Raw genomic sequence first — 24292 nt, 5'->3', positions numbered from 1 at the left:
TCGACCATTTTGAATTAATTTATAGAAAAAATAATGTTGAATTTATGAACAGTAAAAAGAATTCTATTGCTCATAAAGATTTAATATCGGTAATTTAATTAGTTGATATATAGTAAACTAAAACAACTCCTATAAGAATTTGATTATCTTAAAAGTTAAGGCGTACATATACTTTTCTTGTTCGAATCTAAAAGTTAGGTTACCAGTAAAACTTCAATAGTTTTCCTCATCATAAATTAGCTAGCCCACGGCTCCTACTAGAGTGATATAAAATAGAATAATTATAAAATGAGTCAAAAAAAGCTGACCCAAAAGCAAGACAAAACAACCTTTTGGGTCAACATAACTGAATATTTATTAAGATTACATTGAAAATCATCATATATAAAAACGAAAACTAATGAAATTCTTCATCAAGTCATATTAACATCCCGCCATCCACTCCGATGGTCTGACCTGTAATATATGAAGATAAATCTGAAGTAAGAAATAATATTGCATTTGCAACTTCTACAGGTAAGCCTATTCTCTTCATTTTTATACTTTCAATTCTTTCATTATATTTATCTATCGGAAGTGATCTAGCCATATCTGTTTCAATAAAGCCTGGTGCAACTGCATTAACTCTTATATTAAAAGCAGCTAACTCTTTTGCTGCTGACTTAGTAGCCCCTATAACACCGGCTTTACTTGCACCATAAACAACTTGCCCTTCATTGCCGTTTGTTCCAATAATCGAACTTATATTTACAATAGAACCACTTTTATTAGGTTTCATTAATCTACTTGCATATTGCATGTGGTTAATAATTGAATAAAGATTAATTTCCATGGTATTTTCAATTTGATTTCTATTTATCATTCCCATCAATGCATCATCCAATATTCCTGCATTATTTACAAGTATATCTAATTTTTTGAAATTCTTTTTAATACTGATAAATGCATTCTTTATTTGGGAAAGATCTTTTACATCATAAGCTATACAGAGACACTCTGAATTGTGCAGTCCATGTAATTCATATTTTAAAGATTCTAAGTCGTCGAAATTTCTACCAGTTAATACAAGTTTTGCACCTTGGGAAGCTAATGTTTTAGCTGTTTCTCTACCGATGCCTCTCGTTGCACCTGTTATTAATGCAACTTTATTATCAAGCATTCTGTTAAAATTCAATTCCATATTTTGTTAATATTTCCTTTGCTTTTTTGAATGAACTTAAATCAATTACATCATCTGTATCCATCATAATATCGAAGTTATCGTCAATCTCTGCCACTAATGCCATGTGGGCCACAGAATCCCATTCAGCAATGGAGTTATATGTAAGATTATCAGTAATTTTCTCTTCTTCTACTCCTAAAGTCTCTATAAAAATATTTTTTAATTTTATTTCATTACTCACTATCTCCACTCCTTAAATAATATAATTTTCCCTTGATACAATACTTTTCGAAAGTAATCTACTTGTAAATTTTAAATCTTTTTTCAAATAATTTCCACCTAACAATATTTGTAAATTGCTATAAACATCAAGATATAATGGTTGAATTTGTAAACCTTTTCGTAAATACTTTAATGCTTTTTTTGAATCATAATTTAAATAACACAACAAAACTCCAATATTATTTAAAACAGTTGGCTCCTCATTATTCAAAGAAAGAGCCCTCAATGCATACTGGTAACTCTCATTAAAGAGGCCCATACCATAGTAAGCTGATGAAAGGTAAAAGTAAATTTCGAAATCATCTAAATTTTGGTCTACTATTTCCTCTAATGCAAACCTTAAATATTGAATAGCTTTTGTATAGTTGAGCCTAAACAGTTCAAAAATTCCTATGGATAAATAAGAATCTTTTTGATTAAATCCTTTTGAAAGAAGTAAATCTTTAAAATCTTCACTATTATATTTTTTTAGACTTTTTACTGTTTTTTCATATAGTAATCGTTTATTATTACTAATACTTTTTTTATGCACTCTATATTTAATCAAAGGTTCATTTATAATGTGAATATCATAACCTGCCAAAATATAGTCCAAACTAATTTCATAATCATCTATATTTAAGAGAGAATCCTCTCTAAGAAGTATATTAGTATCTTTTTTTATTGCCATGGTTGCTCCTAGACAATAATTTCTCTTTAATTGTTCAAGAAATATATTATGATCATTAATATCTTCATTTATTTTATATAACTCTCCAGTTAAGTTCGACTCTGCATCAATAATTTCTGCATTAGAGATTATTATGCCCACATTCTCATGATTCATAAAAACATCCATACACTTCTTTGCTCTTTGGGGTAGTGAAATATCATCTGCCGCAGCAAATAGTATATATTCACCACCGCTATACTTAATGCATGTTTTTAAAGCCTGAGCAACTCCTTTATTAGTTTGATGCTTTATAATCTTAATGTTTTTATACCTGTTGCAAAATTTTTCCGCGATGTAAGTTGAATTATCTTCACTTCCATCATCCACCAATATTATTTCATAATCATTATAATTTAGGGCAACAAGGCTGTTTAATGCTTCTTCTATATAATCTTGATTATTATAGAAGGGCATTACACATGTAAGCATCATTTTTAAATCAACCTTTCTTGAAAGAATTAACCATTTCTATAATGTAATTAGCGTTATCTTCACCTAAAGTAGGAAAAAGTGGAATACTCAAAACAGTTTCATGAATTCTTTCAGTTAATGGGAAAGACAAGTTGTTATATTCTTTATATGCCATTTGTTTATGTGGTGGAATTGGGTAATGGATTAATGTTTGTATTCCCTTTTCTAACAGGAACCCTTGGAGCTCTTTTCTTGAATCAGACTTAATAACAAAAAGGTGCCATACATGAGTTAGGCTTTCCACTGGAGCGACTGGTAAAACAATGCCTTCATTCTGTATTCCTTCAATAAGATAGTTTGCATACTTTCTTCTTAAATTATTTTCTCTGTCAATATATTTAAGTTTAACCTTTAAACATGCTGCCTGAACTTCATCAAGCCGGCTATTTGTTCCTATATATTTATTAATATATTTTTCTTCTGAGCCGTAATTTCGTAAAGCTCTAATTTTTTTAGCAATACTATCATTATTAGTTGTTACTGCTCCACCGTCGCCAAGGGCACCTAAGTTTTTTCCAGGGAAGAAGCTAAACGCCGCTACATCCCCCAACGAACCAGCTCTTTTCCCTTTATAAATTGCTCCATGGGCTTGCGCTGCATCTTCTATAATATAGAGATTGTATTTTTTTGCGATAATGTTTATTTTCTCCATGTCTGCAACTTGTCCATATAAATGTACTGCAACTATGGCTTTTGTTTTACTTGTAATTTTACTTTCAATTAAATCTGGATCTATGTTAAATGTACTCTCACTCGGTTCAACAAAAACTGGCTTGCACAGATTTGCAGTTACTGCTAAAACAGTTGCAATAAAAGTATTTGCAGGAACAATAATTTCATCCCCAGGTTTTATTTCTAAAGCTTTAATTGTTAAAACCAGAGCATCTAGCCCAGTGCCTACACCAATGCAATGTGATGTACCACAAAAATTTGCAAATTCAAATTCGAAGGTTTCTAACTCATTACCCATTACATACCAGCCACTAGAAACAACTTTTTCAATTGCCTTGTTAAGTTCCTCTTTATATTGATTATTAATGGATTTAAGATCTAGAAATGGAATCATTTTGACCTCCTGATAATATCCGCATTCTTTGACACCAGTGGTCTATTATTTTCTTAAATTGATCCGGTTTGTAAGATGATTTTTTTAATTCCAAAACGAAATAAGGAATTTCTCTTACTAGAACAGAATCTTTTATTTTTAATCCTAGGCGTTTATTCATATTTAAAACTTTCCCATTATCTTGTCTTATTTTTGCAATAATTTGATTGCACCCGAGTACATTGAAAGCTATATCTAAAATCATTAACTCTGCTTCAAGTGCATATGGACCTTTAAGGGTTTCAGACGGGTCTATTATTTGTCTGCCTTTTTCACAAAGATTTTCTTTAAAGTCAATGTCATATAAAGCATTTGTCCCTATAACATTTCCTTCTTTATTTTGAACTAAATAATATATATCGTTATTTCTCCCCAAGTATTTTTCATACCACTCTTTCTGAGATGTTAAAGTTAACTCGAAATCTTGATTCAAAAAATAGCGATTTACTTGTTGGTTTCGAAGTCTTATAACTTCTCTTTCATATTTATCCGAATAAGGTATAAGATCAATAGTACTGCCAATCAATTTTGTTTTTCTTAAACTATATACAATTTCCTTATTCATTCTTTCACCTAATTTACCATTCTTATAAATTCGTTATAATCATTAATATAATCGTTTAGATCATAATATTCACTTGCTAAAACAAGCAAAACGCAGCCCTCGGTAAAATCAAACATTTCTCTCCATATCATATTTGTTATATACAATCCTTTGGAAGGTTTATCCAACAAAAAGTCGCTTTTATTTTTCCCATTATCTAATCTTACTTTGCAGCTTCCATTCACACAAATTATCATTTGTTTTAAGTTCTTATGTGCATGGAACCCTCTAGGCTCATTATTTGTATTGAAAATATAATAGACTCTTTTAATTTGAAAAGGAATGTTTTTTAACCCTTCCAATGAAACTAACGTTCCTCTTTTGTCAATATTTTCTTTAAAACAATATATGTTTTCTTGCATTATATAATCTCCCATTATTTCCAAACTAGATTTGAGAATTTTTCTGACATATACCAATGAACTGTTTCTTCCAAACCTTTTTTAAAATCAAACTTAGGTCGCCAGTTTAGTTCTTTATTAATCTTACTAGCATCAATTGCATACCGTCTATCATGACCTTGACGGTCTTTTACAAAGGTAATTTGTTTTTCAGTAACCACTTTATCGTAGTGCTTTAGATAACTGTTTAGTATCTTTATAATTTGAAGAATTAATTTTATGTTTTCCCACTCATTATTGCTTCCTATATTATAAATTTCACCTATTCTGCCAAACGAAATAATCTTATCAATTGCTGCACAATGGTCCATTACATGCAACCAATCTCTAATATTTGCACCATCTCCATATACTGGAATATCTTGCCCTAACAACAACTTTTCTATTGTTAATGGTATTAATTTTTCTTTATGTTGATTGGGACCATAATTATTTGAACAACGACTAATAGTTATAGGTAATTTAAAAGTTTTATAATAAGCCTGACAGATTAAATCTGCAGAAGCTTTAGATGCTGAGTAAGGAGAGCTTGGATCCAAAGGAGAATCCTCATAAAAAAAACCATCCTCCATTAAAGATCCATAAACCTCATCTGTGGAAACTTGATGGAAACGTTGAACACCATATTTTAAACTCTTTTCCAATAAAACATTGGTTCCATATACATTGGTTTCAATAAAAACCTTAGGGTTTCTAATACTTCGATCAACATGGGACTCAGCGGCAAAATTCACAACTACATTTGGTTTGTATTCCATGAAAATTTCTTCAATTTCGTGATCACAGCTAATATCTGCTTTTATGAAATTGTATTTTTGATTTGCCTTTATAAGTTTAAGTACGTTATTTAAATTATTTAAATCTCCGGCGTATGTAAGAGAATCTATATTTATTATTTCAATATCATCGTACATCTTTAATAGGTAATGAATATAATTTGAACCTATAAAGCCTGCTCCGCCAGTTATTAAATATTTCATAAATTTTCTGTCTCCTGAATATTATTATCAACAGCAAAAAGAATATTATTTGCTAAACGTAATGATTCGAATGTCCCCGCATCGGTCCAATTCCCTTTTAAAATATCGTAAAACAATTCTCCATTATTAATATACATATTATTGACAGACGTTATTTCTAACTCATTTCTATCAGAAGGTTTTATCTTTTTAATAAAGTCAAATACTTTATTATCATACATATAGTAACCAAGCACTGCATAGTCAGATTTAGGTAATGATGGCTTCTCTACAATTTCTACAATATTTTTTTCATCTATTGCTGCTACCCCATATCTTACAGGATCATCAACTTTTTTTAACAACACTCTTGCTCCTATATTTTGTTTTCTAAAAGCATCTACATTTTTCTTTATGGAAGTATCGCAAATATTATCGCCTAGAATAACCACCACTTGGTCACCATTTACAAAACCCTCAGCAAGCATTAAAGCGTGTGCAATACCACTAGGGGTTTCTTGGACTTTATAGGTTAATGAACATCCAAGCTTTTGTCCACTTCCAAGAGTATTTACTATCGCGCCCATATGTTCAGTACTAGTAATAATTAATATCTCATCAATACCTGCCGATATTAGTTGTTTTACTGGGTTAAATATCATTGGCTCTTTTCCAACAGGTAATAGATGTTTATTAACATACCTTGTTAAGGAATTCAATCGAGTGCCTAGCCCCCCGGCAAGAATAACTCCTTTCATAATGCCACCTTCTTCATTAATAGTAATGTTTCTTAAAAACCAATCCTCTACTTTGTAACCATTTATCTATCTCTTGATAGAAAGAACTTAAAATTACAACGAATATTTCCTCTCTCTTTTCTTTTAAAATAGAATGTGGTGGTAATACCTTATAATTCTCAAATTTCCCAAACTGCTTCTTTGGATTTTTATCCACAAAGTATGTAATTTCAAAGGGGAAATTTTTAAGATATTTTTTTGCAAGACCACCCGTTCCCCATGCAATAATTTTTTTATCCTTTATAAAATCGTATCTGTTCCAATTAACAGAAGACAAAACCCTTTCTACCCAATAGATCACCTCTAGAAAAAGTTTTCGTTCTTCACTATCCTTAAAGATTCCCGATACATCATACTTTTTTAACATTGCATTCAATGTCGGAAGCATTATTTCAGGCTTTAACCCATTATTATCATCGTGTAATCTGTGAATTGCAATATTCTTTTTCATGAAACCTATCATATATTTGTTTGACATTCTTACATATAAATCAATATCCTCACAAGGCAAATTTTCATCGTATCCACCAAGTTCATCTAAAACTTCTTTTCTAAACATAACAGTTATTGTTGGGATAAGGGGTAAATTTTTAATTATATGCCGATGAATATACCCTGACTTAAATTTAAATTGTTTTGAAAAACGATTATCTTCAGAGTACCTCTTTTTATTTAAAGATATGAGACTTGTAAAAGCATGATAGCCATTTCCAAAAACAGCACCGTATTTTTTATATCGTTCCATATAGATTACTAATTCTGATATTGCATTCGGATATAATATATCATCTGATCCAAAGACCTTTATATACTTTCCTCTTGCTAGCTTAATGCCTCTATTAAAAGTTTTACTAATTCCTTCATTTTCTTTGCTAAAATAATGAAAGTCAGTGAACCTTTTATTTAATTCTTCCTTCAATGAGATAATTACTTCATGAGTTTTATCCTTAGAACCATCATTAAAAAGTATTAACTCTATATTTGTATAAGTTTGATTGATAATACTTTTTAGTGTTTCTCCTATATATTTTTCATGGTTATAGGCAGAAATAATAACTGAAACTAATGCTTCCCCCATAAAAACCTTCCTTTTACAAAAAATGTTTGTTTTTTTTGAACCCTTTATTATCCAACCATTTATAAATCTGATGAGGAGACTGAACAAATACCAAGATATAAATTTCTTCTTTATTTTCCTTAAGCAATTCAATGGGATTTACAATTTTTAGGCCATTCCGCTGATGACCTTCTTTTTCTAAACTTGAATCTACTAAATAACTAAGTTCAAATTTATATTTATTTTGAATCTTTTTATAAGTTTCACCCGAACCCCAACCTATTATTTTTTTACATTCAAGGGTTTTAAGAATTCCCCTAAATTTATCCATATCAAAGTTTAGTTTATCTTCTTTCTTAGCGTAAACTAGCTTTTCTTTAAGGCTATAATACTTTAATTGATAATTCCCTAAATTCTCATAAAGCTTCCCAATTTTTAAATCAAGGTTATAATCAAATTCTTTCATTAAAGGATGGTTTTTAAAAGTTTCTGTTATCATTTGTTGTTCTATGACGGACAATTGTTTTTTCCATTTACTTAATTCATTTTTCTCTATATCCCTTATATACATCTCCTGTGTATACCATACATTATCGTAATCTAATTTATTTCCGAATTTAACCCTTTTACTCGGGTACAGCATTTGTTCTTCCCACTCAACTCCGAGATAATTGGTTATATCTTTGGTTACAACTTTAGGGTTTTTTACTAACTCCTCATATTTAATTATAAATACTTTATCCTCATGCTTTTTATAACATTCGTACCCCCTAGTAAAACATGACCAAATATAATGCATTGACTGCCTTACATTTTCCACAAAATGAGGGGGGGTAACTTTTTTTCTTAAAGCCCTTTCTCTTACTTGTTTCATAGAGGCAATAATAGCCCTGGGATCTCTTAGTACAAGGATAAATTTAGCATTTGGAAAAACTTCGATAAGCTGATTAAAGCCCAATATATTCGAAGGGGTTTTTTCACTTATATATTCCACCCTTTGAAGTTTCGCAAGTGGTTGAAACAATCCTATTAAGAATTCCCTGGAAACTCTATCGACATCAGAATAGGACGTATACTGATCTATTCTACCTGAAGTTATACCGCTATGAATTGAATCCCTAAGCCCTATTATGCTAGGTATATAATCAAACTCCGGACCTCCATATATGTTAGAATGAGAATCTAGTATACTTTGAACTAAGGTAGTTCCGGATCTGGGACTTCCACCAACAAAGATTAGATTTGAATCGCCAAAATCGGCCATTATAAGTCACCTTCTGAACGAAACTTTTCGATGAATTCATTAATATTTTTAAAGTACTTAGCATTTTTGATAATTTTCTCTTCGCTCCATTCCCACCATTTAATATTTATTAATTGTGCTATTTGTTTTTCCGAAAATCTAAATCTTAGTATTTTAGCCGGAACCCCAATAACTATTGAATAATCTGGTACATCCTTGGTTACAACTGCCCCAGCACCCACAATGGCACCATTGCCAATTTTTACTCCCGGTAATATTATTGCTCCTGCACCAATCCATACATCATTCTTTACATTAATTTTTTTCACTTTAGCTATTGTTTCCAATTCTAAAACGTCTTCTTTTTCTAGGATACCTGGAACCATTTCTGGGCCTGAAAACCATTCACGTTGAGAATATAGTATAGGGTGAGTAGAAATTAAATCAATCGGGTGATTAATAAACCCCATTTCAACAGTTGGATTTATAGAGCAAAATGATCCAATATTCTCCACAAGCGTATTATCATGACAAAACTTTTCATAACCATACGAATATCGGCCTATTTTAACACCATTTACCGTTTTATGAATTCTACTTTCTTTAATTCTTTGGGCAATCCTTTTTTCTCGAGAAGATACCTCAAGTTTTTCCCTCTCTTCCATTATTTTTCTTTCTTGATCCAAAATATTTTTTTTCATTTTTTTTATAAATGAAGAATAATTAAGGTCTTCCTTAAATCCATAAGCAGCTAACTGTTTGCTAACTTCTTCATAGTGCTCAGTGGCAATAATAATAAATAAATTATCTTTTGAATAATTAGGTAGTAAATTTGGATTGAGTATCTCGGCATCAAGTAATTCTTCTCGCCACTTCAGTTTGTTATTATCTAGATATCTAAATCTAATATTCAAATTTCTTAGATGATACCCGCAAATTCTTCCACCTTTTCCCGTTCCAAATATGAATACATCCTTATCCTTAATAAATGAATATTTTTCTAGCAAAAAATCTAAGGCGTACTCAGTTAACATCTCATCATCCTCACAAATTAAATACTATTAATAATTACTTAATGTTAGATATATAGTACTGGTCTAAATCCTCTAACAGAGTGGATATGGTCTGTGTAGTTAAAAGTTAGACCTTTTCCAGAGTGCTCTTTCCATCTTGATATACCTTTATACCTGTTTAACTGCTTGTCATCATAAGCATTAGGATTAAATGGGTGAATTAGTCCTATCATCGGGGACTCTTGGCACCAAGTTTGCGGGGAAACATCCCAGTTCCAAACTAATTTATCACCAGCTTTTATATGTCCATTTAAATTGCTAGATATAATATAAGTATCCCACTCATTCTCCGTAGGATACGCACCTAACCCCTTATCAAATAATGAGATTCCCCCATCCCCGTTTCTAAAAGCGTAACCACCTGTTAAGGATCGAATTATCCCTTTATGTTTTTTGAAAGACATCTCTTTACCAAAAATAAACCCATTATTATTTAATTCTTCCCATGAAATACTATGTTGAATGTTGCGGTCTGCGGCTAATTTCTTATATCCTTTTTCATAATCCACCATAATAAAATAAAAATCACCATCCGGTTCTGCAGCAGATTGTACTTGTATGAATTCCTTTGTCTTCTCACCTAAATTACTAAAAAAACCAGCTTTGTTATAATCAGCTTTATAGTGGCACCTTATACGTTTACCTACTTCTAGTTCTTCTACATTCATAACTTCATCTATATGAAAGATACGGTCGCCTTTTTTAATTTGTACTCCCTGAAAAATGAATAAATCATCGTTCAAAACCTCAATTACCACTTCATGAATGCTATTTTTTAGATTTTCCCTCTCATACAACACATTCTGATAGTCAATTGTAAAGTCAACAGAAACTTGATTATCTTTTGCAGAAATTTTTTGAGTTTTCCCATCAATAGATATTCTAAGTTGATTGGAGCATTTTTTTTGTTTCCCGCCCAAAATTCGTATGCCCGTACCTTTAAATTTAAATTGAATTTTTGCATCCTGTTTGTTGATCTCGTAATATGTACAAATGGTATCTGGTTTAATTCCCTTTTTTTTATGGATTTTTATTTCTCTTCTTCTCCACTCCTGTGAATATTGAAAAACACCGCTATCTTCACCATAATTTTCCCAAGAAGACAATCTAAATTCCCTTTCAAGGGTGGTATTCAACGTACTTTTTATTATTGGTGCAATATCATTATATACAGTCCTACAAATACCAAGATAAGCCCCAAATTCTTGAATCACTCTTTTAGATTTTACAGTAATGTCTTCTTCTTCTTTAATAATCTTTACATACCTATGAAGTATTTCATAGTTTACCCTGGACGATGGTTTAATAAATACAGAATAAAAATCATTATTAGAGAATTTATGAAAGAGTCTATCAAACTTCTGTAAAATAGAAATTATTTTATCCTTATTATTTCGGTCAATCCATTTTCCGAGTTCTGTAAATAGTGAAAAAATATCATTATGAGTCTTCACAAAACTTAACATAGAAAAATTCATTTTATCAATTTTTCCTTTAAGGTGTTCCGTTATTGGCTCATTATTATTGATATACCACTCTTTATCTACAACCGATTCCCTTAAGCATGTTTGAATGATCTCCTCAAGTCGTACAAAGGCGGTCCCATCAATATGAGCCCCACCCTTAGTTGTATTAATAACATTAACCTCAGAATAAATAGAAATATAATATTCCATTAACAACCGCATTTGATTAAACGAACTATTTGTTGTTATTACGTTTCCGTCAACACTTTTTACTGTCATTACATTTTGTAGATCACTTTCTTGGATTGCAGCACCTAGTTCTTTATCTCGTATTATGTCTTTCGAATAAAACAAATTATCCCGAAATGCAAAGTTCTGTCCTACAAGAATAATAGATGCGACTTCCATCTTAGCCAGAATTTGTAATGTAATAATCGCTATCGAAAAAGCATCATCAACAACTTCTGAACTATTAATATTGTTCCCATCATAAAAGGATGTTACTGTATCTTGGGAGGTAACTACATGTAACTTTGGCCCGGGATAATATTTTAAAGTTTCATAACCAACACTCGTACCATAAATCATTGGAACAGAAGTTATCCCCTTATCAACCATCTCCGCAAAAACAGTAAAATTGTGGTCTTGAGGATCATAGGTACACACCGCATCAGGTAATATATTATTGGCAATTAACGCCTTATTCGCAGAACCAACAGCAAATATATAGGCAAGACCCATTTCTTTTATAAATTTTAAATTTTCATACTCATCATGTAGCGAAGGACCAGCTGATACTATTATGACCGGTTTTCCTTTAAAAAAATGCATCTTGTCCCGAATAATATTTGGGGTCGATAAAGTTGTAGGCAAATTCATTAAAGAGTTTAAAGTCCATCTTCTTGAAAAATTAATATCGGCTCCGAGTGATAATAGTTTTGATTGCACCTTATCTTTAAATACAACCCTAAAATTATTACATTGTTCTGGAAAAGCTTGCTCATAACTTGGCAGCATTATCAATAAAACCTTACCAGATATCTGAGATGCAAAATGATTCATATATGGTTGTAAAGAACTTGAATCTACTTCTACGTAAACATTTTCTAATTTTTTTGAATTTGATCCAACTAAATTTCTGCTACATATATAATGATAAAATATTGCAGGGTTAGGTTCATAAATAGAAAAAGCCAGAGAAGGATACATTTTGGTATACTGTTCAATATGATAACCAAAGCCTACACCGTAAAATAAGACATGACTATATTTTCCCTCTTCCAATTCGGTTTTATATTTATCTATTAAAAGGCTTGCCTCTTTGACTGGATCATATTTGCTATGAATGAACAAATTACGGTGATTATTTTGAACTTGTATTGTAGGGTATCCCACTTTTGATTTTTGAATATTATAGGGTACTGATTTTAGCTGCTCCTTATAGACATTGATAAAATTTAGTGTTTCGGGATAATTTCTTTTTAAGAAATTGATATTTTCAATTAACATCTAATTTCCTCCATCAAAAGACCTTTAGATTATAAGGTTAAATCAACTTTTCATTCTGTATCCATCTTCTTAGAGTTTCTTTATCTATAATATATTCCTTAAATGGTGACGGTGCCTCACCGGAGAATTCCTTGACATCTGGATATACTCTTTCTGCTCTTCCATACGGTGGCTGCAAAACAAAAAGTTCTGTTGTCTCTAAGGCAACAGTAGCTTCATCTTCTGTCATTAACTCTTCGAACATTTTTTCTCCTGGACGTAAACCAATTTCGTCAATTAATATTCGATCAGTAATTCGGTATTTTTTTGTAACTTCTTCAATCATTACTTGAACCAAGTCTCTTAACTCAACTACTGGCATCTTAAGCACGAAAACTTCTCCACCGTAAGCCATTTCATTTGCTTTTAATAACAGAGAGATTGCCTCAGAAGGTGTCATCATATATCTGAGCATCTCCAAATTTGTTACAGTTACTCTTTTCTCCTCAATTATTTGTTTTTTGAATAAAGGAATAACGGAGCCACGTGATCCCATTACATTCCCAAATCTGACTGAAGAAAATATGGTTTTTTTGGGTCCCTTCTGAAACTCAGTTGCAGAAATTAATCTTTCAGCCGTTAATTTTGTTGCTCCATATGTATTTGAAGGAGCGATTGCTTTATCCGTACTAGTGAAAAGGACTCTTTTTACTTTTGCTTCTAATGCGGCTTGTATAACATTCTGAGTTCCAATAACATTTGTTTTAACTGCTTCAAATGGATTATACTCGCATGCTGGTACATGCTTCATTGCAGCTAGATGAAACACATAGTCAATGTCTTCCATTGCCCTTAAGAGCCGTCTTTCATCTCTTATATCTCCAATTAAATATCGAATATTTACATATTCTCTAAATTCCTGCTGTAACTCAAACTGCTTATATTCGTCACGGCTAAAAATTCTTATAACTTCAGGAGAATACTTTAATAGTTGATTTACGAGGTATCTACCGATTGTACCTGTCCCACCTAATATTAAAATCTTTTTGCCTTCATATACATTGTCCATCTCACTTTCACTACTTTCCTTAGTTAACTCCTTCACGAAGCCCTTCTTCATTAATTATTTTAGTAACACTTTCATTGATTGTGTTTATTATGGGCATTATCTCGTATTGTATTATATCAGCTATAGAAACATGGTCTTCCGACTTTACAGCTTCTTCTAAATTAGATAACTCTTTTTGTATTTGAATTAAAGCTACTCTTAAACCGTCATTGGTATATTCGGATTCGTTTATTCTAAGAATTGCGTCATACATCCAATTTAGCGCCTCTAATAATTGGGTAAAACTATTCCAAGATTCTGATGTTGCCCCTTGATAATATTCATTTGCCAGATGTTCTATCTCTGGAAGAGCTCTTTTAATATACGATTCAATAGTTAAAAGCAACTCAGCTAGTAAATCTTTTTTGTTTTTTTCCTTTACTTCAACTAGTTGTATACTATCAATTGATTCAGCTATGGAAGCTTCAAATTCATAATATATTTCAACACCATCTATAATTATATAATCTAGGTATTTTTCTGATTGAGAAAAGTAATTCTCTATAGTATCTATAACGTCCTGCAATGAAGAAATATCATTATTAAATTTAAAAATTGTTTCATTTATAATAAGTTTCATATCGAAACCTCCGATTTTATGTCGAACTTTATAGTTATATTATCGGTTAAATAATAATTGTATTAAGTGGTTTATATATTTAGTACCACAAGGTAATATTTACTATTTACCCCTTTATTTCAAAAAAAAAAGCATGAATCTGCTCCTTTATATTAAAGAAAGATAGGACTGCCTTCGATTAATCATCTATTAGTATAGTATTTAAGAATACTTGAACTCTTAATTGTGCTTTATTAGAGTAGAATCTATAATGTTCATTATCATATATATATAACTCAATCTTCTTGACCTTCTTGACCATCTCTATATAGGAGTTTACATGAAGCAAAACTTTTCATAAATCTTTAAATCTCTGACTTTTTGGATTCGGTAATCATGGATGGAACAAGTCTCCTCCTGACAACAACATAGACAGACCTTGTAAGTCGTATTGATATTAATTTCCAGGTGAATGTCCGTTTCTTCGAGGTGATAACACATCCACTTCTTCTAAATCAAGTAATGTTGTGGTAGAACGCGAGTGCATTTACGAAATCTCCTTTTCGATGAGAGTCCAGTCAACTATCATTTTAAAGAGAGATCTTGTAATTGCTTTTATTTTGCCTATAAAGGCCTTTCAAACCGAAGATTTAGTATAGAACCAAATTTAAAAGAGACTCTAGATATACTAGAGTCTCTTCTATTATAAAGATTATCCAAGTAATTGTAATACTGATTGTGGACGTTGATTAGCTTGAGCCAACATAGCTTGAGAAGCTTGAGATAGTATGTTATCCTTAGTGAATTTCATCATCTCAGCAGCCATATCTACATCACGGACGCGAGATTCTGCAGCTTGCAGGTTCTCTGAAGAGTTACCTAAGTTACTAATTGTATGTTCTAAACGGTTTTGGAACGCCCCAAGTTTTGAACGTTCAGCAGATACTTGGTTGATTGCTGCATCGATTACAGAGATGGCAGCAGTTGCTTTTTTATGGTTACGAATATCTAATGCCACTACGGAAGCACCTGTTGCGTTACCTCTATCTGTAAGAGCATTTGCAGCTCCTGAAGCAAATTTTGCATCAGCTGATTTTGCTACTAATTCCGCACTGATAGTAGTACCATTTTCGGTTAATACTCTATTAGCTCCATCTACTTTTGCGCCGCTTGCTGAGTAGTAACTTTCTGTTCCAGCTGTTCCACCAGTTACCCAATCATTTTTCACACCATGGGCAGACGATCCAGGTGCATTATCGAGTTTTGCGTTACCTCCACTAGCAGTACCTGCTACGCCTAAAGCTTCTGCACGCATGTCAAAAATATCAACAGTGAAGTTTTGGATAGAGTTAGCCCCCACTTGTAAGTGTAAACCGTTACCGCTAGTTGTATTACCAGCTGTTGCAACTCGGCTACCAGCGTCTAGTGATTGAGAACCGTTAAGAAGTTTCTTTTGGTTAAATTCAGTATTGTTACCAATACGGTTGATTTCAGATGTTAATTGGTTTAACTCTTTTTGAAGCTCTTGACGATCTTGATCGGTGTTTGTATCGTTGGAAGCTTGAGTAGCAAGTTCACGCATACGTTGAAGGATAGAGTGAGTTTCGCTCAATGCACCCTCGGCAGTTTGGATTAAAGAGATACCATCCTGAGCATTACGCTGTGCCTGGTTTAAACCGCGAACCTGTCCGCGCATTTTTTCGGAGATTGCCAGACCTGCAGCATCGTCACCAGCACGGTTGATGCGGAGACCCGAAGAAAGCTTCTCCATTGATTTTGCTGAATTTGTTTGGTTCATTCCCAATTGACGATGAGAGTTCATCGCAGATAAGTTATGATTGATAATCATGATTTATTTCCTCCTTGAAATAAATACCCACATCCATGTGGTTAATTTTTAAAACAAGATTAATGACTGAGTCGGCCGCCTCAGTATTCTCTTGTCTATATTAGATATATCGACATGATATTTTTATTCTTTAGAAATTTTTCCTATAATTTTATTTTTTCATCTGGTTGTTCAGTTTTTCTAAAAGTTCTAATGTAGCGTTTTTCGCACTGTTATTTTCTTCTTGATTGGCGAGATAGATTTCTTTTCTATGTATTTCGATATGCTTTGGTGCGTCTATGCCAATTTTGATTTGTTCTCCGTCAATATCAAGAATCTTAATTTCTATATCATCACCGATTTTAATAGACTGATTTAATTTTCTTGTTAAAACTAGCATCATTTCTCCTCCTTGGCTTCAGAGGCTGATGGAGAAAAGAGCAGATGTTTTGTCTTGTAGAGAGAATCATTTAACAGAACCTGTCTCCCTAATTTTTTCTCTGCATTTATCACCAGGGGGCCTTGCAGGTTTGCTGTTGTTTTTTGGAACGGCTCTTGAATGGTAAGGATTACATAAACTGATACATCGTCTTCTTTTACAATTTGCAAGGCCTCTTTATTTTGATCAGAAAGTTTAAATGAGTAGTCTGGGAAAAAGGTAAACGGGCTGACGATTACAAAAGCAAGAGCCGGAGTCTGAACGGATTGCATAATTGAAAACGATCCATCCTCGGCAAATGGCAGGATATAAAATTTTTGTTCATCACTGAAGCCTGGAATTCCTTGCTCAAATTGAATAATCTTTGACTCTTCTATTTCAGTTTCTTCATGGTATTTTGTAAGTATTTTCATTATTTTCACCATTTCTTTCAGTTTATTAATTTAATTATAGACGCCTATATAAGAAAAAAGCTATCCAATACGGATAGCTTATCTTAGGAAATCCATTAATGTCGGCTGGATGAGCCTCGCGCCAACGGATAGTGATGCTTTATGGATACTTTCCTGTATTTGCAGGTTAATGAGCGCCTGTTCAAAGTCAATGTCCTCATTGTCGGAAAGGGTTTTTTCGGCAACGACCTCTTGCTGGAGCAGCCGGTTTTCGACCATTTCGACACGGTTCAGCTGTGCACCAAGCTCGGCTCTCATGGAGACCATGCTGTTTGCATACCCGTCAATGAAATCTAGGGATTTTGTTATTTCAGCTCCCTTTGAAGTCGGGTCCGTCAGCATTTTTTTAATCGATTCGATGCCACTGAATAAATCAACCGAAAAAGCTTCCTGGCCCCTTACGCTGATAGGTATGGTCACGCCCTTCATAACTTCAATGACAACATCCTCTGTATTAGTGGACACAGCATCTTTATTGGATATCACAATAGCATTGCTATTCAATTCTTCAGTTACTGTAACTTCCTCACCATCCTTGTATTCTAACTTATCCGTATAAGAATGTTCAAATTTGCCTGGTGAGGTTTCTAGTGTAATAGTACTGCCAAAAGCGGACTCGAAATTTGTTCCATTATATTTATAGGTTTCTCCTCGATAGCTTACAACATAATCTGCCACATTAAAACCCGTTTGTGGTGTCGCAACATTATCAACAAAAGTATCATAATCTATATTGAACTGATTGGTATTGATAGGAGATGCTGCTGTATTCGTTCCATTGAAAATGAAGTTGTCGGCAACTTTTGTATTGGCTAAGGCAACGAGATGCTCCTGCAGTCTTGAAATTTCTTTTGCGATATTTCCCCTGGCTGTTGGATCATAGCTATCGTTGGAGGCCTGTACAGTCAGTTCCCGGATTCGCTGGAGCACCTGACCCGATTGGTCAAGAGCTGAATCGGCATTATCCATCCAGTTATACCCCTCATTCAAATTCCTCTTAAACTGTTTAACTTCCGTTACTTGTGTCCGATATCTTAATCCTTTCATAGCGACAACCGGGTCATCGGAAGGCCTTGAAATTTTCTTGCCGGACATGATTTGATCCTGGAGCTTCCCCAAACGGTCATAATTCTGGCTAATATACCGGAGGTTACTGTTGGTAAGCATTGTTTGTGTAATACGCATTTTTTATCTACCTGCCTATCTTCCACCAACGCCCATACCGTTGATGATTTTATCAAGCATTTCATCAACCAGGGTGATATTTCTGGCTGCAGCGTTATAAGCATGCTGGAATTTAATCATATTTGTCATTTCTTCATCAAGGGATACGTTGCTGATCGACATCCTTCTTTGCTCGACAGAATCCTTTAAAACACCGGCTGTCTTGCTCATCCTGAGCGCCTCGGAAGAATTATCACCGAGCCTGCCGATCATGCCCTGATAGAAGGATTGGACATTGGTTAAATCGCCGCCATAGTCGAGCATCGCATCCTTAACTTTGGAAAGTTCCAAGGCATTTGAACCATTTCCGATAAATGCCTCGTCACTTGATTTAACTCCACTTGCTGAAAATGTGTAGGTCCAGGTATCCCCGTTTTGCTGGGATGAGATTTTTGAAGGATCCAATGTAACCCCAAACACTTTTTCCGGATTTTTCCCGGTGAAGCTTCCAGTTTGGGTTGCCGTTGCTATTTCTGCTCCATTACTATCAATGCCCTTTAACTCGTATGTCCATTGGTTATCTGTAGTAAACTTAACAACAACTTTAATTTCTTTAGCATTCGTAAACGACGCAGGCGCACTTTCAGGTTCATAAATACCGGTAATGGATACATTGCCTACTGTTCCTGCTGCAACCGGGTTACGGATCATGCTGCCTGCAATGACATTGCCCTCTGCAGCGGCTGCAATATTCTCGACATCATCTAAAATCGCATCAGCTACCTTTAAATTTGCGGCAGCTCCCTTCGGATTGCTGTCGCTTGGCGCCGCACCCCCAAAAGAAAAGAAGGCTTTATCATTTGAAGCACCATTCCAGATTTCATTTAAACTCCACCCGGACCGGTGAACCAAGTTAAAATGGGAAGCGAAGGTATAGGCCATTTCATCCAGGTCAGCCAGCATATCATTGTAAAGGCCTTTAACGATGTCGTCGCCATTTGTCGAATCGGCAGGTGTCGGGTCAGATTTATACCCGTAACCCTCTATGTAGCCTTTTAGCTTCCCAGACGCGTTTAAGTCAGTAAATTGAGTAAGCTTATATACTGGACTTGCATCATTGTCGGCATCTGTATCGGTAGCCGGACTCATGAATCCTGATTCATTCTGCTTCAGCTCGAAAAATTTAATGCTTGTAACCGGGCTGTCCAGGACAGCCCGATTTTCATACATAATATGGATCCCATTTGCTTTTCCGGCTGTCGCGTCGACAAGCTTTATCTGGTTGGGCGGTACGTTTGAATCTGTCAAAATATCCCCTTGGGAGGTCGCTAAATAAATATCAAATATCCCCTCAGCATTTGCCGATGAGTTCCCACCGGTTGCTTTTGCCTCCACTTTAATGTTCATCATGGATGACAATTCATCAATTAGCCGATCTCTTTCATCATACAAATCATTAGGCAAATATCCATGAGGTTCAATATCAGCAACCTGCTTATTGATGTTATTAATTTGCCGCAAAAGGGAATTAATTTGATCCTGTGAATTGTCGATCTCGCTTCGATAATCCTTTTGGATTGCTTTTAATGAGTTGTACGTGTAATTAAAAGTATTCGCCAGGGTGATTCCGCGCTCCCTGACAACTCGTCTTGCCCCGTCATTTTGTGGCTGTACAGCCAGGTCCTGCAATCCTTCCCAAAACTGGTCCATTGTGCCGGCCAATCCTGTATCTGTCTGCTCGTTCATCACATCTTCCATTTGCGAAAGCAATTCTGCTTTTGATTGCCAAAAACCAAGTTTACTGTTTTCGCCGCGGAATTGCATATCAACAAAACTATCACGTATACGCTGAATATCTCCTGCTTTTACTCCCGTTCCCATCTGTCCGGGAATTTGGGGGCGATTCATCGAGGCAGAAGGATATGGTTCAGTTTGAACAAAATTTACACGCTGTCTCGTGTACCCGGGAGTATTGGCATTGGCGATATTATGGCCCGTTGTAAATAGGGCTGCCTGCTGGGTAAGCATACCTCTGCGGGCCACTTCCAAGGCATGGAATGTAGAAATCATCTAATTACCTCCGTTATGCTTTTGAATCAAATATGGATTGCCCTCTTTGGACCGATTGAGGGGAATCCTGAGGATGGCCATAGGTATAGGAATTCGGATCCGGCTGGATTAAATCCATTGTCAGATGGATGAAGTCCAGGGACTGCTCAAGCAATTGCTGATTCAGTTTATTTTGATGGGCCAATTCACTTATCTCGGTCTCAAGTTCCACTTTCAGCCTTGATAAGTTCATTTTTTCGTTCCCGGCGGAAACCGCTATTACAGCCGATAAAGTAGGGTCGTTTACTATATCCCCGCCTCCTGACAAAAGTGCTGCCGAGATTTCTCTCATTTCACGGTTCTTTTGATCAATTGCCTTTATGTGCAGCTTTTCCTTGGAAAGCACCGACTTTAATGCCTCTATATCCCCTTTGATAACGGCGTCAGATTTTTGCTTTGCAATCCGGTTCATGCTTTTATGCAATAGCAAAATTTCCTCTAAAATCCGCGATGCATTTTGACTGGCCATTAGGCTCCCTCACTATAATGAGTTATTCCAAAAGTCATATAGTTTCCTGGCAATCTCTTCTGGTTTAATTTCATATTCGCCCGCCTTGATTTGTTCACTGATTTTCTTTACCTTCTCCTGACGCTCCAGCTCAATCTGGCTTACTTGCTGAAGTTCCTTTGCTTCAGGAGAAATTTCCACCTTATCCTTGCGACCGGCTTTTTCTGCCTTTTCCAGCTTTTCAGCCTGCTTAATATAAGGGTTTAAATTTACACGATTAAAATTATTAATTTTCATATTTTCCACCCCTTTTTAGTTGTTTCCCCGTTCCCCCAATAAAGTAATATATTTTATAAATACCTGATGTTTATTTATTTGGATGTTATATATATCGGTTTGAATCATTATTATTTAAGTAAGTCTTAAGTAGTAAATTCTTTCCTCAAAGGGGAAGTCTCTTTTCCTTTCTAATAAAAAAACTACCAGTTAAGATGTCCAGTAGTTTTACGTGTAAATATTAATCAATAAACCTTTGATTTCTCCAACCGTCTGAAGGATATCGAGTCCCTTTTTCTCTTTGTCAAGAACTGCGTTTGTCAGGTCAATCAGCTTTTTATCCACTTCTTTAACTATTTTATATACCTTTGTTCTGCCCCGTCGGCTGAATCCCCGCTGTTCCTCAAGCTGCAACCCATTTTGAACAGCCTCTTCCATAAATTGCTTTACCTTTTTTTTATATTTTCGGAGGTCCTCAACAGTCCGGTTTTCAGCCAGGATTTTCCCCTGCTCTTCTATCTCGTCCACTAACTTAGTCATCTTGTCGTATATCATTTGCTGACGGTTTTTAGAGATCACTTCTTGAAAAGAAATGCTTTCCGTTACCGCATTATTAGTGTTTTTTACTTTGTTAATTCCTGTTTTATCAACCTTTTGAATCTCCACAAACACCACTCCCCTATTTCGAACGTTTCGAAATTAGTTGATGACTGCCTCTTGTTATATTCTAACATAAATAGACTAAAAAATAGAGGTGAGTCCCTTAACCCGGAACTTACCTCTATTCATTATTTATCGCTGCAGTAACTGAAGAATTCCCTGCGGAAGTTGGTTCGCTTGGGCAAGCATAGCCTGAGCAGACTGATTTAGGATATTGTTCTTTGTAAATTCGGTCATTTCTGATGCCATATCAGCATCCCGAATACGCGACTCTGACGCTGTCAGGTTTTCATTTGTCGTTAACAGGTTGCTGATCGTATGCTCCAAACGGTTTTGGGTAGCGCCCAGCTTTGAACGTGTTGCAGAAATTTGGTTAATTGCTTGCTCTAACTTGAAGATTGCATCATTTGCTTCTTTATGAGAAAGCACATTAATTTCATCTATACCAAGCTTTACAGTACTTAGTTCAGGTACATCAATGTTTACATTTTGGTTTGTATTTGCTCCTATTTGGAAGGATAAGGCTTTATTTGTAAGATCAAAGTTTGAAGTACCTTCTTTTGCATTTGCACCAAATACCATTTCTAAGCCGCCATGTGCCATTTTTCCGTTTCTTGTTGTCAATTCTTTTGAAAAAGTAATAGCTGTTGCTGTATTGTCATCATTCACTTTTGAAACAGCAACTTTCATTTTTCCTTCAATTTGTACTTTTGCAGTTCCAGCTTGCGTAATAAGCTTAGTATTGATTTGAACCCTTTTACCCGAATCTGTCCCTATTGTTTGAAGACTCCCATGGTTTTCTCCAATTTGGGCTGCAAGCTTTCCGATTGAGAAACCGTTCGGATCAAAAATTTCAATTGTTGCACTTTCAACTTGATTACTATCTTTTTGGTAGTCGGAAACAACGATCGCGAATTCTCCAAGACCCAAGTCACTTGTCTTAATGTTAAAGTTACTTGCGCCATTAGCCATAGCGGTTGGGTTAAGAGTGATATCAAATCCGTTTAAGCTTACAGTCTGACTTGATCCACTTGCAAACGTAACGTCTGACTGACTTGCATAAAGTTCTCTTGTACCGTCTGCTTTAAGTTTATTTACAACAATATCGGCTTGCGTTTCCACTTTTATTTTAGCTGTGCCATTTCCGTTAAGAGCTGGAGCATTAATGGTGATCTGTGTATTTCCGCTACCAATCGTAATAGGTGATCCCGGAATGGTAACGTCGGTCAAGGCAGGATGAACAGGCTGGCCATCCGGGCCATTAACTTGGATGGTAGCAGTACTACCATTATAGGCACTTACATTGATGCTATATTCCCCCGGCGGAAGGTCTTTGCCTATCGCAAAGTCAATGCTTTGTGGTGCCACAGTCACCTTAACTGTTCCGGATACATTAATAGTGTTTAAAGCAGTGAGTGTAATCGTCTCTGGGCTAGTTCCGAGAGTAACACTTCCACTTAATGCCCGATCTGCAAGAACTCCTATGGAGTTACCAGATGGATCAATAATCTCTATATCAGCTGTTGATGCACTTCCACTAGTACCAATTTGATAATCAGTGATCTTGATACTATAGTCACCAATTTCAAGTCCGTCTCCATAACCAAGGGAGGTAATTCCTGCAGCAGGTGTTATCGTTTTATTAGTGAATCCTCCAGTAGCATCGTTAACGGTATCAATGTTTGTTTTTCCAGTAATTGAATACTCGTAAGTAGCATCTGATGTTTTTAAATTAGGATCTGTTATACTTACTCCAGATATGTTTGCGCCATTAGTCGCCAATTTTGTCTCTGTTTCAATTGTGATAACTCCCTCAGAACTTACACCTGCTCCTGGCTGGTTTAGTGTATAAACTAGCGACGGTGTATTTTCAACACCTATTTGATAAGTTCCCGTCGCAATCGAAGGATCAGTGACAACAGGCACACTCTTAATATTCGTGTTCTGCATTTGACCTACTCGATATTGCGTATCCACCGCACTTGAACCATCCAACAACTTACGCGTGTTAAATTCTGTTTTTGCAGCAATGCTATCGATTTCTTTTAATAATTGATCAATCTCTAATTGGATCGAGTTACGATCTGATGTTGTATTCGTATCATTAGCTGCCTGCACTGCTAGCTCACGCATACGCTGAAGCATTGAATGTACTTCAGTCATTGCACCTTCTGCAACTTGCATTAATGAAACTCCATCAAGAGAGTTTCTCTCCGCTTGTTTAAGTCCGCGAATTTGCGAACGCATTTTTTCCGAGATAGCAAGACCTGCAGCATCATCTGCAGCTCTGTTTATACGTAAACCTGAAGAAAGTCGTTCCAGGTTTTTTGATGAATTGAATTGATTTTGGTAAAGGTTTCGGTATGCATTTAAAGCCTGGATATTATGGTTGATTTTCATTATTTACTCCCCTTGCAAGAATTTATTTA

At 34.8% G+C, this 24292-nt stretch carries 23 protein-coding genes; all 23 read right to left on the bottom strand.

Going from position 1 to position 24292, the window contains the following annotated elements; genetic code table 11:
- Positions 1–418: 418 nt before the first annotated feature.
- Positions 419–1159, bottom strand: a complete 741-nt coding sequence (locus CVD28_RS09335) for an SDR family NAD(P)-dependent oxidoreductase (protein WP_101592328.1) — start codon at positions 1157–1159, stop codon at positions 419–421.
- A 4-nt stretch (positions 1160–1163) separates the two neighbouring features.
- Complete coding sequence (locus CVD28_RS09330; protein ID WP_101592102.1) at positions 1164–1403, bottom strand: acyl carrier protein; 240 nt, start codon at positions 1401–1403, stop codon at positions 1164–1166.
- Between the two features lie 12 nt (positions 1404–1415).
- The gene (locus CVD28_RS09325) at positions 1416–2588 is read right to left on the bottom strand and encodes a glycosyltransferase (RefSeq protein WP_101592101.1); all 1173 of its coding nucleotides are present in this window, start codon (positions 2586–2588) and stop codon (positions 1416–1418) included.
- Positions 2589–2595: 7 nt separating this feature from the next.
- Positions 2596–3693: a DegT/DnrJ/EryC1/StrS family aminotransferase gene (locus tag CVD28_RS09320; protein ID WP_101592100.1), complete on the bottom strand. Its 1098-nt coding sequence runs from the start codon at positions 3691–3693 to the stop codon at positions 2596–2598.
- Complete coding sequence (locus tag CVD28_RS09315; RefSeq protein WP_101592099.1) at positions 3671–4297, bottom strand: GNAT family N-acetyltransferase; 627 nt, start codon at positions 4295–4297, stop codon at positions 3671–3673. The genes CVD28_RS09320 and CVD28_RS09315 overlap by 23 nt, the downstream gene beginning before the upstream one ends.
- 8 nt (positions 4298–4305) lie before the next feature.
- Positions 4306–4698 (bottom strand): sugar 3,4-ketoisomerase, encoded by a 393-nt coding sequence (locus CVD28_RS09310; RefSeq protein ID WP_101592098.1) that lies wholly within the window; start codon positions 4696–4698, stop codon positions 4306–4308.
- A 14-nt stretch (positions 4699–4712) separates the two neighbouring features.
- Complete coding sequence (gene rfbB / locus CVD28_RS09305; RefSeq protein ID WP_101592097.1) at positions 4713–5717, bottom strand: dTDP-glucose 4,6-dehydratase; 1005 nt, start codon at positions 5715–5717, stop codon at positions 4713–4715.
- Positions 5714–6454 carry a sugar phosphate nucleotidyltransferase gene (locus CVD28_RS09300; protein WP_101592096.1) on the bottom strand — a complete coding sequence of 247 codons (741 nt, stop codon included), beginning with the start codon at positions 6452–6454 and terminating at the stop codon, positions 5714–5716. Before CVD28_RS09300 ends, rfbB begins: the two co-directional genes overlap by 4 nt.
- Positions 6455–6470: 16 nt before the next feature.
- A complete protein-coding gene (locus CVD28_RS09295) occupies positions 6471–7571 on the bottom strand; it encodes a glycosyltransferase family 2 protein (RefSeq protein WP_101592095.1) in 1101 nt (366 codons plus the stop codon).
- A gap of 13 nt (positions 7572–7584) precedes the next feature.
- Positions 7585–8814, bottom strand: a complete 1230-nt coding sequence (locus CVD28_RS09290; protein WP_101592094.1) for a sulfotransferase family protein — start codon at positions 8812–8814, stop codon at positions 7585–7587.
- Complete coding sequence (locus tag CVD28_RS29070) at positions 8814–9827, bottom strand: CatB-related O-acetyltransferase (RefSeq protein ID WP_101592093.1); 1014 nt, start codon at positions 9825–9827, stop codon at positions 8814–8816. The genes CVD28_RS09290 and CVD28_RS29070 overlap by 1 nt, the downstream gene beginning before the upstream one ends.
- Before the next feature lie 44 nt (positions 9828–9871).
- Complete coding sequence (locus CVD28_RS09280) at positions 9872–12841, bottom strand: motility associated factor glycosyltransferase family protein (protein WP_101592092.1); 2970 nt, start codon at positions 12839–12841, stop codon at positions 9872–9874.
- A 37-nt stretch (positions 12842–12878) separates the two neighbouring features.
- Positions 12879–13889, bottom strand: coding sequence for an SDR family NAD(P)-dependent oxidoreductase (locus tag CVD28_RS09275; protein WP_101592327.1), 1011 nt, complete (start codon positions 13887–13889; stop codon positions 12879–12881).
- 19 nt (positions 13890–13908) lie between these two features.
- The gene (locus CVD28_RS09270) at positions 13909–14508 is read right to left on the bottom strand and encodes a hypothetical protein (RefSeq protein WP_101592091.1); all 600 of its coding nucleotides are present in this window, start codon (positions 14506–14508) and stop codon (positions 13909–13911) included.
- Between the two features lie 691 nt (positions 14509–15199).
- On the bottom strand, positions 15200–16336 hold the full coding sequence (locus CVD28_RS09265; RefSeq protein WP_101592090.1) for a flagellin N-terminal helical domain-containing protein: 1137 nt from the start codon (positions 16334–16336) through the stop codon (positions 15200–15202).
- A 151-nt stretch (positions 16337–16487) separates the two neighbouring features.
- Positions 16488–16715 carry a carbon storage regulator CsrA gene (gene csrA, locus CVD28_RS09260; RefSeq protein WP_101592089.1) on the bottom strand — a complete coding sequence of 76 codons (228 nt, stop codon included), beginning with the start codon at positions 16713–16715 and terminating at the stop codon, positions 16488–16490.
- The gene (gene fliW, locus CVD28_RS09255) at positions 16715–17167 is read right to left on the bottom strand and encodes a flagellar assembly protein FliW (protein WP_101592088.1); all 453 of its coding nucleotides are present in this window, start codon (positions 17165–17167) and stop codon (positions 16715–16717) included. Before fliW ends, csrA begins: the two co-directional genes overlap by 1 nt.
- A 78-nt stretch (positions 17168–17245) precedes the next feature.
- Positions 17246–18391 (bottom strand): flagellar hook-associated protein FlgL, encoded by a 1146-nt coding sequence (flgL, locus tag CVD28_RS09250; RefSeq protein WP_101592087.1) that lies wholly within the window; start codon positions 18389–18391, stop codon positions 17246–17248.
- A 15-nt stretch (positions 18392–18406) separates the two neighbouring features.
- The gene (gene flgK / locus CVD28_RS09245; protein WP_101592086.1) at positions 18407–20440 is read right to left on the bottom strand and encodes a flagellar hook-associated protein FlgK; all 2034 of its coding nucleotides are present in this window, start codon (positions 20438–20440) and stop codon (positions 18407–18409) included.
- Positions 20441–20453: 13 nt separating this feature from the next.
- Positions 20454–20948, bottom strand: coding sequence for a flagellar protein FlgN (locus tag CVD28_RS09240; protein WP_101592085.1), 495 nt, complete (start codon positions 20946–20948; stop codon positions 20454–20456).
- 12 nt (positions 20949–20960) lie between these two features.
- A complete protein-coding gene (gene flgM, locus CVD28_RS09235) occupies positions 20961–21224 on the bottom strand; it encodes a flagellar biosynthesis anti-sigma factor FlgM (protein WP_101592084.1) in 264 nt (87 codons plus the stop codon).
- 207 nt (positions 21225–21431) lie between these two features.
- Positions 21432–21869 carry a YaaR family protein gene (locus CVD28_RS09230; RefSeq protein WP_101592083.1) on the bottom strand — a complete coding sequence of 146 codons (438 nt, stop codon included), beginning with the start codon at positions 21867–21869 and terminating at the stop codon, positions 21432–21434.
- Between the two features lie 126 nt (positions 21870–21995).
- A complete protein-coding gene (locus CVD28_RS29255; RefSeq protein ID WP_374702510.1) occupies positions 21996–24263 on the bottom strand; it encodes a flagellin N-terminal helical domain-containing protein in 2268 nt (755 codons plus the stop codon).
- Between the last annotated feature and the right edge of the window lie 29 nt (positions 24264–24292).

Origin of the sequence: Bacillus sp. M6-12, from assembly GCF_002860285.1 — a bacterium.
Taxonomy (GTDB): domain Bacteria; phylum Bacillota; class Bacilli; order Bacillales; family DSM-1321; genus Peribacillus.
Note: the sequence above shows the minus strand (reverse complement) of the source record. Positions and strands in the feature narration are given on the sequence as shown.

Coding starts and splice junctions, on each gene's coding strand:
- fliW (WP_101592088.1), bottom strand. CDS start 17,167: ATGAAAATACTTACAAAATACCATGAAGAAACTGAAATAGAAGAGTCA.
- CVD28_RS09265 (WP_101592090.1), bottom strand. CDS start 16,336: ATGATTATCAATCATAACTTATCTGCGATGAACTCTCATCGTCAATTG.
- CVD28_RS09320 (WP_101592100.1), bottom strand. CDS start 3,693: ATGATTCCATTTCTAGATCTTAAATCCATTAATAATCAATATAAAGAG.
- CVD28_RS09280 (WP_101592092.1), bottom strand. CDS start 12,841: ATGTTAATTGAAAATATCAATTTCTTAAAAAGAAATTATCCCGAAACA.
- flgM (WP_101592084.1), bottom strand. CDS start 21,224: ATGAAAATTAATAATTTTAATCGTGTAAATTTAAACCCTTATATTAAG.
- CVD28_RS09270 (WP_101592091.1), bottom strand. CDS start 14,508: ATGAAACTTATTATAAATGAAACAATTTTTAAATTTAATAATGATATT.
- CVD28_RS09300 (WP_101592096.1), bottom strand. CDS start 6,454: ATGAAAGGAGTTATTCTTGCCGGGGGGCTAGGCACTCGATTGAATTCC.
- CVD28_RS09295 (WP_101592095.1), bottom strand. CDS start 7,571: ATGGGGGAAGCATTAGTTTCAGTTATTATTTCTGCCTATAACCATGAA.
- CVD28_RS09310 (WP_101592098.1), bottom strand. CDS start 4,698: ATGCAAGAAAACATATATTGTTTTAAAGAAAATATTGACAAAAGAGGA.
- flgL (WP_101592087.1), bottom strand. CDS start 18,391: ATGCGTATTACACAAACAATGCTTACCAACAGTAACCTCCGGTATATT.
- flgK (WP_101592086.1), bottom strand. CDS start 20,440: ATGATTTCTACATTCCATGCCTTGGAAGTGGCCCGCAGAGGTATGCTT.
- CVD28_RS09335 (WP_101592328.1), bottom strand. CDS start 1,159: ATGCTTGATAATAAAGTTGCATTAATAACAGGTGCAACGAGAGGCATC.
- csrA (WP_101592089.1), bottom strand. CDS start 16,715: ATGCTAGTTTTAACAAGAAAATTAAATCAGTCTATTAAAATCGGTGAT.
- CVD28_RS09325 (WP_101592101.1), bottom strand. CDS start 2,588: ATGATGCTTACATGTGTAATGCCCTTCTATAATAATCAAGATTATATA.
- CVD28_RS09240 (WP_101592085.1), bottom strand. CDS start 20,948: ATGGCCAGTCAAAATGCATCGCGGATTTTAGAGGAAATTTTGCTATTG.
- CVD28_RS29255 (WP_374702510.1), bottom strand. CDS start 24,263: ATGAAAATCAACCATAATATCCAGGCTTTAAATGCATACCGAAACCTT.
- CVD28_RS29070 (WP_101592093.1), bottom strand. CDS start 9,827: ATGTTAACTGAGTACGCCTTAGATTTTTTGCTAGAAAAATATTCATTT.
- CVD28_RS09290 (WP_101592094.1), bottom strand. CDS start 8,814: ATGGCCGATTTTGGCGATTCAAATCTAATCTTTGTTGGTGGAAGTCCC.
- CVD28_RS09315 (WP_101592099.1), bottom strand. CDS start 4,297: ATGAATAAGGAAATTGTATATAGTTTAAGAAAAACAAAATTGATTGGC.
- rfbB (WP_101592097.1), bottom strand. CDS start 5,717: ATGAAATATTTAATAACTGGCGGAGCAGGCTTTATAGGTTCAAATTAT.
- CVD28_RS09275 (WP_101592327.1), bottom strand. CDS start 13,889: ATGGACAATGTATATGAAGGCAAAAAGATTTTAATATTAGGTGGGACA.